This window comes from Ureibacillus thermophilus (assembly GCF_004331915.1).
GTDB classification, from domain to species: Bacteria; Bacillota; Bacilli; order Bacillales_A; family Planococcaceae; genus Ureibacillus; species Ureibacillus thermophilus.
Genome location: NZ_CP036528.1, coordinates 1,074,182 through 1,089,701, shown reverse-complemented (window position 1 = coordinate 1,089,701; position 15,520 = coordinate 1,074,182). Strand labels below are relative to the sequence as shown.

16 protein-coding genes are annotated in these 15,520 nt (G+C 38.5%); 6 read left to right on the top strand and 10 right to left on the bottom strand.

Features of this window, described 5'->3' with window-relative positions:
* Nucleotides 1-31: 31 nt before the first annotated feature.
* The 4 genes from DKZ56_RS05385 to DKZ56_RS05370 form a co-directional block, all read right to left on the bottom strand.
* The gene (locus DKZ56_RS05385) at nt 32-655 is read right to left on the bottom strand and encodes a ComF family protein (RefSeq protein ID WP_208651723.1); all 624 of its coding nucleotides are present in this window, start codon (nt 653-655) and stop codon (nt 32-34) included.
* Complete coding sequence (locus tag DKZ56_RS05380; protein ID WP_245989602.1) at nt 636-2,042, bottom strand: ATP-dependent helicase ComFA; 1,407 nt, start codon at nt 2,040-2,042, stop codon at nt 636-638. Before DKZ56_RS05380 ends, DKZ56_RS05385 begins: the two co-directional genes overlap by 20 nt.
* A gap of 61 nt (nt 2,043-2,103) precedes the next feature.
* Nucleotides 2,104-2,955: a DegV family protein gene (locus DKZ56_RS05375; protein ID WP_208651722.1), complete on the bottom strand. Its 852-nt coding sequence runs from the start codon at nt 2,953-2,955 to the stop codon at nt 2,104-2,106.
* Nucleotides 2,956-3,069: 114 nt separating this feature from the next.
* Entirely contained in the window at nt 3,070-3,372 is a 303-nt protein-coding gene (locus DKZ56_RS05370; RefSeq protein WP_208651721.1) for a ribosomal eL19 family protein, read from the bottom strand.
* Between DKZ56_RS05370 and DKZ56_RS05365 the strand changes: the two genes are divergently transcribed.
* A complete protein-coding gene (locus tag DKZ56_RS05365; RefSeq protein ID WP_208651720.1) occupies nt 3,345-3,770 on the top strand; it encodes a ribosomal eL19 family protein in 426 nt (141 codons plus the stop codon). The genes DKZ56_RS05370 and DKZ56_RS05365 overlap by 28 nt on opposite strands.
* 91 nt (nt 3,771-3,861) lie before the next feature.
* Here the strand turns inward: DKZ56_RS05365 and DKZ56_RS05360 are convergent, their stop codons facing one another.
* The 3 genes from DKZ56_RS05360 to DKZ56_RS05350 form a co-directional block, all read right to left on the bottom strand.
* On the bottom strand, nt 3,862-4,404 hold the full coding sequence (locus tag DKZ56_RS05360; RefSeq protein WP_208651719.1) for a nuclear transport factor 2 family protein: 543 nt from the start codon (nt 4,402-4,404) through the stop codon (nt 3,862-3,864).
* A gap of 230 nt (nt 4,405-4,634) precedes the next feature.
* Nucleotides 4,635-5,309, bottom strand: a complete 675-nt coding sequence (locus DKZ56_RS05355; protein WP_208651718.1) for a response regulator transcription factor — start codon at nt 5,307-5,309, stop codon at nt 4,635-4,637.
* 41 nt (nt 5,310-5,350) lie between these two features.
* Nucleotides 5,351-6,505: a sensor histidine kinase gene (locus tag DKZ56_RS05350; protein ID WP_208651717.1), complete on the bottom strand. Its 1,155-nt coding sequence runs from the start codon at nt 6,503-6,505 to the stop codon at nt 5,351-5,353.
* 166 nt (nt 6,506-6,671) lie between these two features.
* Between DKZ56_RS05350 and DKZ56_RS05345 the strand changes: the two genes are divergently transcribed.
* Both DKZ56_RS05345 and DKZ56_RS05340 read left to right on the top strand, forming a co-directional pair.
* Nucleotides 6,672-7,307, top strand: a complete 636-nt coding sequence (locus DKZ56_RS05345; protein ID WP_208651716.1) for a YigZ family protein — start codon at nt 6,672-6,674, stop codon at nt 7,305-7,307.
* A 207-nt stretch (nt 7,308-7,514) separates the two neighbouring features.
* Nucleotides 7,515-8,576: an LCP family protein gene (locus tag DKZ56_RS05340; protein ID WP_208651715.1), complete on the top strand. Its 1,062-nt coding sequence runs from the start codon at nt 7,515-7,517 to the stop codon at nt 8,574-8,576.
* Between the two features lie 160 nt (nt 8,577-8,736).
* Here DKZ56_RS05340 and DKZ56_RS05335 read toward each other — a convergent pair whose 3' ends face one another.
* The 3 genes from DKZ56_RS05335 to DKZ56_RS05325 all read right to left on the bottom strand — a co-directional run bounded on the left by DKZ56_RS05335 (nt 8,737) and on the right by DKZ56_RS05325 (nt 11,954).
* A complete protein-coding gene (locus tag DKZ56_RS05335) occupies nt 8,737-9,171 on the bottom strand; it encodes a hypothetical protein (RefSeq protein WP_208651714.1) in 435 nt (144 codons plus the stop codon).
* A 338-nt stretch (nt 9,172-9,509) separates the two neighbouring features.
* On the bottom strand, nt 9,510-10,574 hold the full coding sequence (locus DKZ56_RS05330; protein ID WP_208651713.1) for a glycosyltransferase family 4 protein: 1,065 nt from the start codon (nt 10,572-10,574) through the stop codon (nt 9,510-9,512).
* A gap of 474 nt (nt 10,575-11,048) precedes the next feature.
* Entirely contained in the window at nt 11,049-11,954 is a 906-nt protein-coding gene (locus DKZ56_RS05325) for a C40 family peptidase (RefSeq protein ID WP_208651712.1), read from the bottom strand.
* Nucleotides 11,955-12,178: 224 nt separating this feature from the next.
* Here DKZ56_RS05325 and brnQ point away from each other — a divergent pair, with 224 nt between their 5' ends.
* The 3 genes from brnQ (at nt 12,179) to DKZ56_RS05310 (ending at nt 15,474) form a co-directional block, all read left to right on the top strand.
* On the top strand, nt 12,179-13,510 hold the full coding sequence (gene brnQ, locus DKZ56_RS05320; RefSeq protein ID WP_208651711.1) for a branched-chain amino acid transport system II carrier protein: 1,332 nt from the start codon (nt 12,179-12,181) through the stop codon (nt 13,508-13,510).
* Between the two features lie 270 nt (nt 13,511-13,780).
* Nucleotides 13,781-15,214 carry a S41 family peptidase gene (locus tag DKZ56_RS05315; protein ID WP_208651710.1) on the top strand — a complete coding sequence of 478 codons (1,434 nt, stop codon included), beginning with the start codon at nt 13,781-13,783 and terminating at the stop codon, nt 15,212-15,214.
* Between the two features lie 62 nt (nt 15,215-15,276).
* Nucleotides 15,277-15,474 carry a hypothetical protein gene (locus tag DKZ56_RS05310; protein WP_208651709.1) on the top strand — a complete coding sequence of 66 codons (198 nt, stop codon included), beginning with the start codon at nt 15,277-15,279 and terminating at the stop codon, nt 15,472-15,474.
* Nucleotides 15,475-15,520: the final 46 nt, after the last annotated feature.

Sequence of the window (15,520 nt, the reverse complement as noted above, 5' to 3'; positions counted from 1 at the left end):
ACTCATTTTTCACATTTTATATTAAAAAAATTTAGTTATGAAATCCTCCAACTTTTATGAGGGTAAAGGCTTTTACTGATTTTGCCCCTCCTTCTATAAGCGCTTTTTTAGCATGCTGAATTGTCGTTCCGGTTGTATAAATGTCATCTACTAAAAGAATTTCTTTTCCGTAGATTTGCACATTTTCTTTTAACCGAAAAAGTTGGGGCGTTTTTAGCCGTTGTTCCCTTGTCTTTCCCCCTTGAGTTTCTGTCGTCGTTTTTTCAAGAAGATGAACAAAAGGGATTTGCGCTTGCTTAAGCAATTCATCTACGTGGGAGAAGGTGCGTTCTTTTAATTTTTCCGGGTGAATTGGAATAGGTACGATCAGTTCTTTTCTGTTTTTTAAGTGATGGTGGATTTTTTCAGAAAATACTTTTGCAAGCAGCACATCATGCATGAATTTATATCGGTGCAAGAAATCTTGCATCGCCTTATTGTAGTGATATAAGGAAACTACTTCATCTTTTTGTTCATGAGAATACGGCTCAAATTTTTCTTCGCATTCTTGGCAAATGGTTTTTGGAAAAGATCTGATGAAAAGCCGCTTCCAATCCATTTGAGTGTGCAGCGGTTTATTGCAAAGCAAACAATTTTTAATTTCCGTGCGGTTCATTTGGCCCTCCTTCCCAGTTTAATCTTAGAATTTCATTTCTTGCCGCATCCATTTGGGCTGAGATTCCATGATGAAAAAAAACGATATCCCCTTTTGGATAGTTGGCATTTCTTCCAACACGCCCGCTGATTTGAATTAATGCGCTGGATGTGAAGATTTTTGACTCCGCTCCCACAACCGCCACCTGTACATTTCGAATAGTCACGCCCCTCTCAAGAATTGTAGTTGTTAATAACCCAGGTATTTCTTCATTCCGCAGTTTCATGACTTTTTCTTTTCTATCTGGATCTTTGGCATGGACGCTTAATATATCAGGGTGGATTTGTTGAAATAATGGTCCCGCCTGTTGCATGAGTTGAACGGTCGGAAAGAAAATAAAAAACGGCTCCTTGCGCTCTATACGTATTTTCGTCCACTGGGCTAGTTTTTTTGGTATTCTCCCTTTGTTGATTTGCCGTTCGTAAAACCAAAGAGGCTCAAAGCGTGGGACAGGAAGCGGGTGGCCATGATATCTTTTTGAAATAAAAGAGTATCCCCATCCCTCTTTCTTCGCTTTCGACAAAAGGGCAACAGATGGCGTGGCCGTGACAAGCGCAACAGGAGCCCCTTGCCTTTTCGCCTTCCTAACAGCTTTTTGCAAAGTTAAATCAAAGGTATAGGGAAAAGCATCGGCTTCATCCACAATGACAACATCAAAGGCCTTCTCAAAGCGATAAAGCTGATGCGTAGTGGCGATGACAAGCTGCGCAAGTCCCTTTTGCTTTGGTGCATCTCCATACAAAGCGTGAATAATAGTATTCGGAAAAACTTGTTGAAACCGGGGAAATAACTCTAATACAACATCTGTTCTTGGGGAGGCAATACAAATTCTTAAACCTTTCTGCAAACAATGGAAAACGGCGGGAAATAAAATCTCCGTCTTTCCTGCACCACACACCGCATGAAGAAGATGGTTTCTCCGTTCTTTCATGCTTTCTAACAATTCATTTGAAGCCTTTTGCTGCAGCTTTGTAAAAGTGCCATTCCATTTGAAATCGTGGCGTTTTGGAAATTTGGGCATCGGACCATTCCAAAGAAGCAGCTCCGTACAACTCGTCATTCTCCCCATATTGATGCAATGCCTGCAATAAACGCAGACTTTTCCGCATCGGGCACAGTCAAATTCTACAAATTCTTCTTGGTTGTCATTAAGGCATCGATTGCATATGTATTTTTTCTTAGAGAAGATTGATTGTTCTATTGATATGGCTGGTGTTATTTTCAAAAAGCATTTTTCAATATATTGATGGATTTTTTCTTTTGAAAAAGGCGTGTGTTCTGGCGGACATATTTTACCGGCAAAGAAATCCCGCATTTCAGGCTCTGCGATGATTCCTTTATATTTCATACAATGCCTCCTTTTCAATGCAAATAAAAAACCTCTACTCTAGCAGTAGAGGCTACGTTTTTTATTTTTTGATTTCCGGCACCCACCCTAATCCTAAAGAACCTTCTCCTAAATGTGTGCCAATCACAGGGCCAAAATAGCTTAAAGAAAATTCCACGTTTGGAAACTTTTCTTGCAATTTCGCCATCCATTCCCGCGCTTCCTGCTCACGATTGGCATGTATCAACATAGCATAAATGCGTTCATATTTTTCTGCATCTTGCGCGAGCAGCTCTTCCACTCGGTTCATGGCTTTTTTCTTTGTGCGAATCTTTTCATAAGGTACGATGACTTTATTTTCAAAATGAAGAATCGGTTTAATTTGCAGCAATCCGCCTACTATTGCTGCCGCTGAAGATAGTCTTCCTCCTCTTTGCAAATGGGACAAGTCATCCACAATAAAATAAGCCCTCATTTGCCTTTTTAACTCTTCTAAAGTCTCTAAAATCTCAGCAGAAGTTTTTCCTTCTTTGGCCATTTTCGCTGCCTGCAACGCATAAAATCCTTGGGGTGCGCAGGAAATTTCGCTATCAAAGCCATGTATCGTAATACCCTCCACCAAGTTTCCGGCTTGCAAAGCACTTTGATAAGTGCCGCTGATGCCGCTGGATAAATGTATGCAAATAACTTCATCATAGTCTTTTGCTAACATTTCAAATAACTCGATGAATTTGCCAATGGAGGGCTGAGAAGTTTTAGGAAATGTTTTTGCTTCACGCACTTTTGTATAAAATTCTTCTGCTTGAATTTCAAATTCCTCTTCAAATACACCGTCATCCAATGTGACGCTTAAAGGAATCATATAAATATTATGCCTCTTACGTTCTTCGGGCGATAAATAAGCTGTACTATCGGTTACAACTGCGATGCTCATTTGTCCACTCTCCTATATTTCTTATCATACCGGAATCATTACTACTTGTTAATACTAAATTTTCTAAGAATCCAGTAAATAGTTCTCTTCAATCCATCAAATTCTTGTTTATTCTCATTGTGTGGATGACTTTATATTTGGTGCGTTTACCCCTTCCTTTGGTGCGGATGCTACCTTATTTGGTGCGTTTACCCCTTCCTTTGGTGCGGATGCTACCTCCTTTGGTGCGTTTACCCCTCCCTTTGGTGCGTTTGCTCCTCCCTTTGGTGCGTTTGCTCCTCCCTTTGGTGCGGATGCTACCTCATTTGGTGCGTTTGCTCCTCCCTTTGGTGCGGATGCTACCTCATTTGGTGCGTTTGCTCCTCCCTTTGGTGCGGATGCTACCTCCTTTGGTGCGTGGTGCGTTTGCTCTTCCATTTGGTGCGGATGCTACCTCATTTGGTGCGTTTGCTCTTCCATTTGGTGCGGATGCTACCTCATTTGGTGCGTTTGCTCTTCCATTTGGTGCGGATGCTACCTCATTTGGTGCGTTTGCTCCTCCCTTTGGTGCGGATGCTACCTCATTTGGTGCGTTTACTCCTCCCTTTGGTGCGTTTGCTCCTCCCTTTGGTGCGGATACTACCTCATTTAGTGCGTTTGCTCCTCCCTTTGGTGCGGATACTACCTCATTTGGTGCGTTTGCTCCTCCCTTTGGTGCGGATACTACCTCATTTAGTGCGTTTGCTCCTCCCTTTGGTGCGGATGCTACCTCATTTGGTGCGTTTGCTCCTCCCTTTGGTGCGGATATTTCCTCATTTAGTTCGTTTACCCCCTGATTTAGTTCGTTTCCCTATTCAACACTACCCCATCTCCCTATTACAAACAAAAAAATCATCCAATCCATTGATTGAATGATTCGTTCTTGCATCACTGATCCATTTTTTCCATACCGACAATTCGCGTAATTTTCCAATCATCATTTTCTTTCACAAAAATCGTTACTTGTCTTACTGTTCGATTAAGTGTTGCATCGGTACCATGTTCTTTTACATGATAGTCAATATTTGCAGCAACTTGCGCTTCATTATCACTGTATTTAATAATGGTTGCATCCGACGGAACTAAAGTGACATCATGATTTTTAAATGTTTCCTTGACTACTTCAATTTCTTCCTCATAATCAAAACCAGTTGCTTTTTCGGAAAGGACATTTCCGTAGCGTTCAATGTCTCTGGCATTAAAGGAATTAATATATTCATCAAAGGCAGCGAGGATTTTCACCTTTTCATCTGCTGGAATATTTTCTGCTTCCATAAATTGATCTCCAACCATTTCAAAGCCTACGGAATCATCAGATTGCTCCGCAGCATTTTCTTCAGATTCAGATGGAGTTTTTTTCGATTCGTCTGTATCTTTACAAGCAGTTAGCAGAAATATTGCTGCTACTACTAGAATTAGCCATTTCTTCATTACACTAATTACCTCCCCGCGCAATATTGTAGCATAAGTCTCATTGCCATTTCTATCTACATTCTTTTTTGCTCCTCCATCTTCTTCAGATTGAAGAGTCCGAGTATAAGACGAATATCTCCAAATAATGTTGCAATCAATAAATCTATGTCCCATAAAAAACCGATTAACGACTTTTCATCGTTAATCGGTTTAGAAAACGCCATTCTATGTAGTTTGCTATCAAAATCTTATCTTACTTCGACCCAACCGTTTTTAATGGCCGTTACAACTGCTTGAGTACGGTCGTTGACATTCATTTTTTGAAGAATGCTGGATACGTGGTTTTTCACTGTTTTTTCAGAAATGAACAATGTTTCGCCAATTGCGCGGTTGGATTGTCCATCCGTCAACAATTGCAATACTTCACATTCGCGTTTTGTCAATAAGTGGAATGGACGGCGAATTTCTGTTTGATGGAATCTTCCTTTATTTTCATGTTCGCTTAAGCGGCGGAACTCAGCCACTAAGTTTTTTGTTACTTTCGGATGCAAATAAGAACCGCCGTTAGCCACTACTTTGATTGCTTCTACAATTTCATCGGCATCCATTTCTTTTAGCATGTACCCTAATGCACCGGATTTCAATGCATGAGTTACATAGGATTCGTCATCATGAATGGAAAGCATGATCACCTTTGCATCCGGGAATTCTCTAATTAACTCCGCTGTTGCTTCTACACCATTTTTCCCTGGCATGTTAATATCCATTAACACTACATCTGGCATATGCTCTTTATATAAACTAATGATGTCGCTACCATCGTCGCCTTCAGCAACAACCTCAAAAGATTCTTCAAATTCCAAAATGCGCTTAACTCCTTCACGGAACAATTGATGATCGTCAATAATGATGATTTTTGTCACAATGCATTCCCCCTCAACAGTTTGACTGTTTTAAATTCGGTTTATTTATTTGGATATGGAATTTTAAACATAACAATCGTTCCACTACCAATTTTTGTTTTAATCTCCATCGAACCGTCTAAAATTTCCACTCGTTCTCTCATGCCAATAATGCCAAATGACTGTTCCCTTTTTTCATCGAGGTTAAAGCCGCGGCCGTTATCTTTAACAATAACATTTAAATGGCTCTTACTCCACTCGAGTCTTACCCAAATTTCAGTCGGGTTTGCATGTTTGACAGCATTATTCACACATTCTTGCACTAAGCGAAAGATAGCCACTTCGTAATTGGAAGGTAATCTTGTTTCACTATTGTAAGATTGAAAATGTATATCTATGCCTTTATTATAATCCATGACAGTAGATAAATATTTTTTCAATGTCGGTACAATTCCTAAATCATCTAAAGCCATAGGGCGCAAATCGTAAATGATTCTTCGGACCTCAGACAAGGCTGCTCGCACTGATGACTTGAGCTCTGAAATTTCTTTCATCGCTTCTTCTATACCACGATCCCGGTATATTTTTTCAATTAAATCTGCTCGCATCAACACATTTGCCATCATTTGGGCAGGACCATCATGGATTTCTCGGGATAGTTTTTTTCTTTCTTCTTCTTGGGCAGCAATGATTTTTATGCCAAATTCATGTTTAAGTTTGGCTTCTTCCAAAGCAGCCCCAACGTTTTTCAAATCAGATGTTAAATAATTCAACACGACATTTACTTGATTTACAATATGGTCTGCCCGTTGGATTGTATCGTACAATGATTTTAGACGACGTTCAAGGTCATCGCGTTTCTCCCGCAAGATTTTTTCTTCCGTTTCAGAAAGCGACAATTTCATTTGTAAATTATGGGCCATTTCATAGGCTTCGCGGATTTGCTGTTCTGAATATTTCTCGAAGTTTTTGCTCACTTCCACTAGCCGATGCTTGGCTAGCTGCGTTTGCCTCGCTAAAGAATCGCTGTTGCTTATAATCACTTTTAATTTTTGTTTTATCGATTCCAATTCGATTTTCATTTCTTCGTATGTTCTGCGGCTTTGCTCGCAAATGACAAAAATATCATTTTTCGAACTGGTAATACTCTCAATCATTCGATTAAAAATAAAATCAATTGATTGGAAGTCAATTTTGTTTTTTTCATCTAAATACATAATTTGTCCCCAACCCAATTGGTATAATATAATATTGTTATATAAATTTCTTTAGTAATTTATGGGTATACCATTTTATCATTATTATATCATTTTTCAAAGAAGATTTAAGAAAAAATTTTATTACAAGTATATCGTTTTTTTGGAAATTAAAGGAGTTTTAATGATGCGAAAGGACTATAAAACTGTAAAAGGTTATGGAGAAAAAGAAATCGTCATTTCCAAATCCCGTTTCATCGCCTATGTTGACAGAGCGGAAACAGAAGAAGAAGCAATTGAATTTATCAATAAAATAAAAAAGATGCATTACAACGCCACTCACAACTGCTCATGTTATATGATTGGCGAGCATAATCAAATTCAAAAAGCCAATGATGATGGGGAACCAAGCGGCACTGCAGGCGTTCCTATGTTAGAGGTACTTAAAAAACAAGGACTTCAAGATACGGTTGTTGTTGTGACACGCTACTTTGGAGGCATTAAGTTGGGGGCTGGCGGCCTTGTTCGTGCATATAGCAAAGCAACATCAGAAGGGATCGCCGCTGCTCAAGTAGTGGAAAGAAGACTGCACCATGTCATGAAAGTAACCATTGATTATACGTGGCTTGGAAAAGTGGAAAATGAAGTTCGAAATTCGATATATACTTTGGCCGATATGCAATATTCTGATCATGTGGATTTGATGATTCATGTGCTAAAAGATGATGAACGAGCGTTTACTGAATGGATGACAGAATTAACCAACGGACAAGCGAAAATTACTTGCATCGACAAAATTTTTATTGAAAAAGTCATCTCCTAGTTAAAGGAGAGAAAAAATTGTATTTTTTTGTTTAAAAGTCTTTGTTATAATTTTGAAATTTACTGTTTTTCGACATTATTGTATAATTAAAAGGATTGAACATTTTTGATTTTCACATAAGATTTACCTGTGTTTAATCTTATTTCAGAAGCCATAATAAACCTAACAATATCAGCATTCCTATGTACGATAGAGGAGAGTTTTTTAATGAGTAGAAAAATTAAAAGAAAAAAACGCTCGTCGAAATTAACACTTGCACTAAAAGTATTTGCAATTTTGGCGGCTTCATTCCTCATTTGCGCATCTGCTTATGGAATTTATTTAACAAAAAAAGCAGAATTTGCAGCAAAACAGTCTTATGAAGAAATTGAGAATAGACAGTCTTCTCCAAAAAGAGAGACGAAAGCGGAAGCAATCACCGACAATGTGTCCATTTTGTTCATCGGTGTGGATGACAGCGAAGTGCGGGCTCAAGGTTCCGATCATTCCCGCTCTGATGCATTGATGTTAATGACACTGAACCGAGAAGAAAAAACAGTGAAATTAGTCAGCATCCCACGCGACTCTTATGTTTATATCCCGGAAGTCGGATATAAAGATAAAATTACCCACGCCCATGCATTTGGAGGCACTCCAGCGACGATTGAAACAGTGGAAGAACTTTTTGATATTCCTATTGATTATTATGTACGCATGAATTTTAATGCGTTTATTGATGTCGTGGATGCACTGGACGGCATTGATTTGGAAGTAAACATTCCATATGCCTTTTATGAAAAAGATGAAAATGACCGCTACTCCATTTATTTAGAGCCTGGGTACCATCATTTAGATGGAAGAGAAGCTTTAGCCCTTGCTCGAACTCGCAAGCACGATACAGATATTGCTCGCGGTGAACGCCAACAGGATATTATTAAAGCTATTGCCAAGAAAGCACTTTCGGTATCCTCTATCACAAAATATGATGATGTGATTATGGCAATCGGCGACAACATGAAAACGAATTTAACGTTTGATGAGATGAAATCATTCTTCTATTATTTCTCAGGCGGCATGCCACAAATCGATTCCCTAACTTTGCAGGGTGCAGGCGATATGTCAACAGGAATTTATTATTATATGCTGGATGAAGAGTCTTTAGAAGAAACGAAACAAATTTTGAAAAGCCATTTAGGACTCATCCCAAGCAAAATAAAGTCCAACATCTCAGAAATCAGCAGCGACGATGAAGAAGATACAGATGTTTCCTATTCACCAAGTTTAGAATAAGGATTTGAAAAATACACTCTCAAGGTCGACTTGAAAGTGTATTTTTTTTGGAAAGGGGAGTAGTATTTTCATTTTGAACCACCGTATGTAAATTTATTCATTGGAAATATTAGGGATATTTGTACGGGTAGGATCTTATTTAGAGCGTTTGTTTTCATATTTAGGGTGGATACTGCTTTGTTTGGGAATTTACTCCTCCATTTTGTGCGGATACCACCCACTTTTGTGCGTTTACTCCTCCATTTTGTGCGTTTATCCCTCCATTTTGTGCGGATACCCCTCTCTTTTGTGCGTTTACCCCTCCCTTTCGTGCGGATACGACCCACTTTTGGGCGTTTACCCCTCCATTTTGTGCGGATACCCCTCTCTTTTGTGCGTTTACTCCTCCATTTTGTGCGTTTATCCCTCCATTTTGTGCGGATACCACCCACTTTTGGGCGTTTACCCCTCCCTTTTGGGCGGATACAGCCTCCTTTTGGGCGTTTACTCCTCTCTTTTGTGCGGATACCACCCACTTTTGGGCGTTTATCCCTCCATTTTGTGCGGATACCCCTCTCTTTTGGGCGTTTACCCCTCCTTTTTGTGCGGATACCACCCACTTTTGTGCGTTTACTCCTCCATTTTGTGCGGATACGGCCTCCTTTCGTGCGGATACGGCTTCCTTTTGGGTGTTTGCTCCTCATTTGGGGCAGAACTCCTTCATTAGTGCATTTGCTCCTTTACCAAGCAATATAATGGCTGCTCTCGTAATTTGTCGCAGAACTCCTTCATTAGTGCATTTGCTCCCCCCAATTTAGCGCAGATACAGCCTCATATCATGGTGATAGCGCTACGTTTATCATCAATTCCAGCAAAATAAAAAACTGCCGCTTCCTAAGAAGCAACAGTCTACGTCTCATCCATTCCCATACAGAACACGGATCCTCTATTCAATTATTTACTTAACATCTTTACTAAATTAATAAGCGGTCTGTAGTTTTTCCCAGCCAAACCAACCACTTCAACAAATAATTCGATAGCGATTAAAATCACTGTGATCAATAGAATTGCTCCCCAAAGTTTAGCCATGGAGAAGATGATGGCTGCAACGCCGAACATCGCTGCAATTCCGTAAATAATCAATACCGTTTGGCGATGGGAAAAGCCCATTCTCATCAAACAGTGATGTAAGTGGGATTTATCCGGATCTGACCATTTTTGCTTATTGCGCACGCGGCGTACAATGGCGAAGAATGTATCAGAAATGGGAACCCCTAATAAAATAACTGGAATAATGAACGATACTAACGTTAAGTTTTTGAAACCTAACATGGAAAGAACAGCAATCATAAATCCTAAGAATAGGGCTCCTGTATCGCCCATGAAAATTTTCGCTGGATGAAAGTTAAAGAATAAAAATCCAATTGTACTACATGCTAATATTGCGGCAACAGCAAGAACGAACATATTGCCCATAATAAAAGCCATCGTAGCAAGAGTAATCAATGCTATTGTCGACACGCCTGCAGCTAGTCCATCTAAACCATCAATTAAGTTTACTGCATTCGTAATACCAACAATCCACAACAATGTTAACGGGATACTTAAAAATCCAAAATTTAAAATTCCGTTATCAAAAGGCAAGTTGATGAAGTCGATTTGCACACCGCCTAATAAGATGACGATCAAAGCAGCGATGATTTGTCCCAACATTTTTGCCTTTGCGCTAATTTCATACTTATCATCTAAAATGCCAGTAATGACGATTACTAACGCTCCTAAAACAATCGATAACGGCATGAATGAACTTTCATACGGAGGACTCTCAGGTCGTAGGATTGCTAGTCCTATTAAAAATGATATAAATATTGCTAATCCACCTAAACGGGGCATTATTTTCTGGTGTACTTTGCGATAATTCGGTGCGTCCACTGCACCTATGTGAAACGCTAGTCGTTTAACAATAGGAGTCAGTATGATGGACGCAATTAGCGCCACTGCTAAAGACACGTAAACCATGTCTATCCTCCTTAGAAAATGAATTCCAATTCCTTTAATAAACCTAAGATATTATAGCATGAATAAAAAAAAAAACCTAGTATTTCCTATAAAATGTCATTTCTCATCTACAATTATAAACGTGCCTTTTATCTTTAATGTTCCCCATCCAAAAAGAGTCATACATAAAATAAAAAAGGGGTGTCCAGAAAGTCGAACACTTTCGGAAACAGCCTTACTTCTTATAGGAATATTCCTTAAAAACTTTCCCTGCGGTGGTCACAAAACGTGCCTCCTCGTCGCCATTTATCTGCGGCAAAAACTCTAGCAAAAGCCGCAATTTATCTGCGGCGAAAGCATGTGCGACAGCCGCAAAGGGGGCGTCGCAAAATGACTTTTCAGACGCCCCTTCACTTCTTTTAACTTTGCATTTGCGGTAGTTACAGCAACTACTAAGGGGAGCCTCCAAATGAATTTCAGCTCCCCTATATTTCCTTACTTGATTAAATTAAATCTTTTAAACGCCACAAATCGCGTTTTCCAATAATCATAGTCCAATTTAGAAATTTCAACTCCATCGGTCCCTGCATGGATAAACTTTCCGTCTCCTATGTAAATCCCCATATGAGAGATGCCTTCTTTAATCGTATTTTTAAAGAATACCACATCCCCCGGCACCGGATTTTCCACTATTGTTGTATCCTTCATAAAATAATCTTCACTGCTTTTTCGTTCAATATTTAATCCCGCATTAAAAAATACATAGCGGACAAACCCTGAACAATCAAACCCTTCTGGTGTATTTCCACCGTACACATAAGGAGTCCCAATCAATTCATAAGCAAGATTTAAAACATTTTGATAGATTGCATGTCCTTTTTCACTCACTCCAGATTGAATCATTCGTTCCTTTGCCAATTGCTTTTCAATCACCTTGTCTGTTGCAGATGCTTCGCTTGCAGTTTTTTCCGTTTCCACAGCTTGATTTTCGTTAACTACTGCAGCAGATGAAGGATAGATTTTCAATGTTTGCCCAACATAAATCAAATCAGCAGAGGCTAATTGATTCCACTTGATGAGATCATCAATCGATACATTGTATTGTTTTGAAATTATTGTTAACGTATCGCCTTGTTTCACTTGATATGTAACAATGGAATTCGCAGTTTGTTTTAAAGGTTGCGCCTTTGTCATCCGCGCTTTTGACAAAGTTTCTTTCCTTGTCATGGAACGATGATCATTTACAACCACATTATTTGATACTATTATATTCTTTGTGTCAATTTGAAGAGCTGCTTTTGCATTCGTTCTTTCTGTATCTGCCAAAGCATTGGGAGCAAAAATAAAACTTGCACACACACACGCACTTAAAGCCAGCAATTTTGATTTTCCTTTAGGCATACTGATCCCTCCCGAATTCTTTCTCTTATTAATTATTTCGGTGGGAATCTAAAAATATAAAACTTGATTTCAAATTTAATCGAATAATTGATTTCGAACATTTTAAAAAAATATAAAAATCTTATTTGTCCTTTTCGACAATATATGATAAAATTCGACAGTATCAATAAACATAAGTTTTTTGAAAATTTCATTTCTTTTGAATTAAAGGAGATTTTACAGCGATGAACAATTTCAGAAAATTTGTAAAAGATAATTTAGCAGTCGGATTTTTGCTATTTGCTCTTTTCTTAGGAGCTGGAAATATTATCTTCCCACCGTTATTAGGTCAGCAGGCTGGAGAAAACTTCATTCCAGCCATCATCGGTTTCCTTATTACGGGTGTTGGTTTGCCATTAATGGGTATCGTGGCTGTTGCCAAAAACGGAGGGGACTTGCAGCAAATCTCCAGCCGCATTCATCCATGGTTTGGCATTATTTTCACATCTATTGTTTATTTATCCATTGGGCCGTTCTTTGCGATTCCTCGTACCGGAGCGGTGACATATCAAATCGGCATCGCTCCGTATTTATCCAATAGCGACAGTTGGGTGCCGTTATTGATTACATCGTTCATTTTCTTTGCATTTTGTTTATATTTAGCGATCAACCCGACAAAACTTGTTGACCGCATCGGGAAAGTATTAACGCCAGCATTATTAATGGTCATCTTATTGCTTGCTATTAAAAGTGTGATTACGCCAATGGGGGCTATTCAAGCAGCACAAGGCGAATATATCCATAACGCCTTTTCGAAAGGATTTATTGAAGGCTACTTAACAATGGACGTACTCGCTTCCCTTGTATTTGGGATTGTCATTGTTCAATCTATTCAAGCAAAAGGCATTATAGATCGGGCAAAACAAGTATCTATTACGATTTTTGCAGGGGTGGTTGCCGCCCTTGGACTTTCTTTCGTTTATATTTCTTTATCTTGGATTGGGGTAACAAGTCCTACCGTCACTGGATATTTTGACAATGGAGGAAGCGTGATTGCTGCATCGGCAAAAGTGTTGTACGGCAATGCCGGAAATATTTTTTTGTCACTTGTTATCATCCTTGCCTGTGTAACAACAGCTGTTGGATTAATTTCAGCCAACGCAACATTTTTCACAAAATTATTTCCGAAAATCTCATACAAAACTTTTACTATTGTATTTACGATTTTTTCATTCATCGTTTCCAACTTTGGTTTAGCGAAATTAATTTCTATTACATTGCCTGTTTTATTATTCATCTATCCAATCTCCATCGTGCTAATGTTTATGGTGATGATGGACAAAGCTTGGAACCGTGCGCCAATCGTTTACACTCTTGCACTGGCTGCAACTGCATTCGTCAGCTTATATGACGGCATCAGTGGGGCTGGATTTGAAATTAAATGGTATGCCAATATCGTAGGTACCCTTCCATTACATGACCAAAGTCTTGGCTGGCTGATTCCGGCAATTGTCGGTGCACTCATTGGCTGGGTGATTCATTTAATGACAAAATCCGCAAAAACGGTAACTCATTAAAACAAAAAGACCTGAGCCACATCTGCTTAGGTCTTTTTGTTTTAAATAAAATTTTTTCTTCATATGTTATATAAACGGAGAATCCTCTGTATTTCCCCATCCATATACATACAATTCTTCAAACTTTGCCACTCTTCGTTGAAATTTTTACTTAGTTTTTATTTCGCAATGGAATACCATTTTTTCTTTCTATTGCAACCAAATCAATTTTTCTTTCTCTAATTTTCCTAAAATTGTTATAATAGATTTATTGAAAGATGAGGTGACATAATGAAAAAAATCTATTTATATTTTCTAATTTTATTCTTTTTCTTCATAATTCCATGGGATACACAAGCTGCTTCTCCACTCCAAGAAGCAAAAGAAATGATTCGAAGCGAATATGTGGGTGAAATTAAAGGAAATATCAATAGTGCCCGCACCATAGATGAACTGATTGAAATGTTAGACCCCTATTCCGCCTATTTTTCTAATAATGAGTTTCAAGAATTTCTTGATTCAGTCAACATGAAACAAATTGGAATCGGTGTTGTCATTCAGCTGCATGAAGAAGGGCTTTTAGTAACCAATGTCATCGAAAAAGGCAGTGCAGCGGAAAATGGCATCGAACCAGGAGATATTATTACAAAAGTTGACTCCATTTCTCTTAAAGGAAAATCTCTTGAAGAAGGACAAAAATTGATTTTAGGCGATGAAAATACTAGGGTTACTCTTGAAATTTTAAAACCAAATGGCGAAAAGGTCGTGAAAATTCTTACTCGCAAACCGTTTTCCATACCTGTTGCAACAAGCAAATTGCTTTATGGAAATGTAGGCTATATATATCTTCTATCCTTTTCAGAAGATGCAGCGGATTTAATCAAAAACGAATATACAAAACTTAAGAATCAAGGAGCCACTACTTTCATCTTAGATTTGCAAAATAACGGCGGCGGATATGTAGATGCAGCTGAAGAAGTAATTGCTTTATTTAAAGATGCTTCTTATGCTTATCAAGTTAAAATGAAAGAAAATAACACAAATTACTATTTATACTATGATAACGAGGACAATAAATATACATTAACAGAAAATGGGGCTCTCCTTATTGGTTTGCCAAAATATATCCAACCGATTTTTGACAGCAATACAAAACTGCTCATCAACCGTTACAGCGCCAGCGCCTCTGAAATGACCGCTGCTGCTTTGAAAGACTACAATGCGGCTGTTTTATATGGTGAAAATACTTACGGCAAAGGAACAATGCAAGGCTTTTATGGACTTTCAGATAATGGATATTTAAAATTAACCATCGGCGAATTTTTAAGTCCAAAAGGCAACTCCATCAATAAAATCGGAGTAAAACCTAATATAGAAACTTCTTCTGATCCTATTTATCAAGCACATTATGATGCTATTAAAGAACAACTGGCGAATTATAAAGAGTTGAAAAGTTTAATGAATATTCCAACAACAAAAACGTTTAAAGTGACATTAAACCGAAAAATCGGCACAGTAAAGGATGACGACGTGGATTTAGTTGCTTTAGGCGGAAATCAAATAGAAGTTGATTTGCATGCGGAAGGAAATGAATTATACATAACGCCAAAACAACCACTAACTTCCGGAGCAGAATATATGCTCATTGTTCATCCAACGTTAAAAGATTCGAAAGGAAAATCTCCTATCAATGGTATTTACTTGCACATTACAGTAGAGAATTAATTATTTAAAATGGTGTTGGTAGATGAAGCCAATGCCATTTTTTTTTGTAGAGAAAAAATACGGTGCTAGAAAATAAGTTAGGATTTATTCGAACTAAATGGGATGATAAAAATGAGCTTGGATCTGCTCCAATTGAGAAGGTATCCGCACGAAATGCAGTACCATCCGCCCCTATTGAGAAGTTAAACGCACCAAATGGGCTGCATCCGCTCCTATTAAGAAGCCAAACGCACCAAATGGGCTGCATCCGCTCCTATTAAGAAGCCAAACGTACCAAATGGGCTGCATCCGCTCCTATTAAGAAGC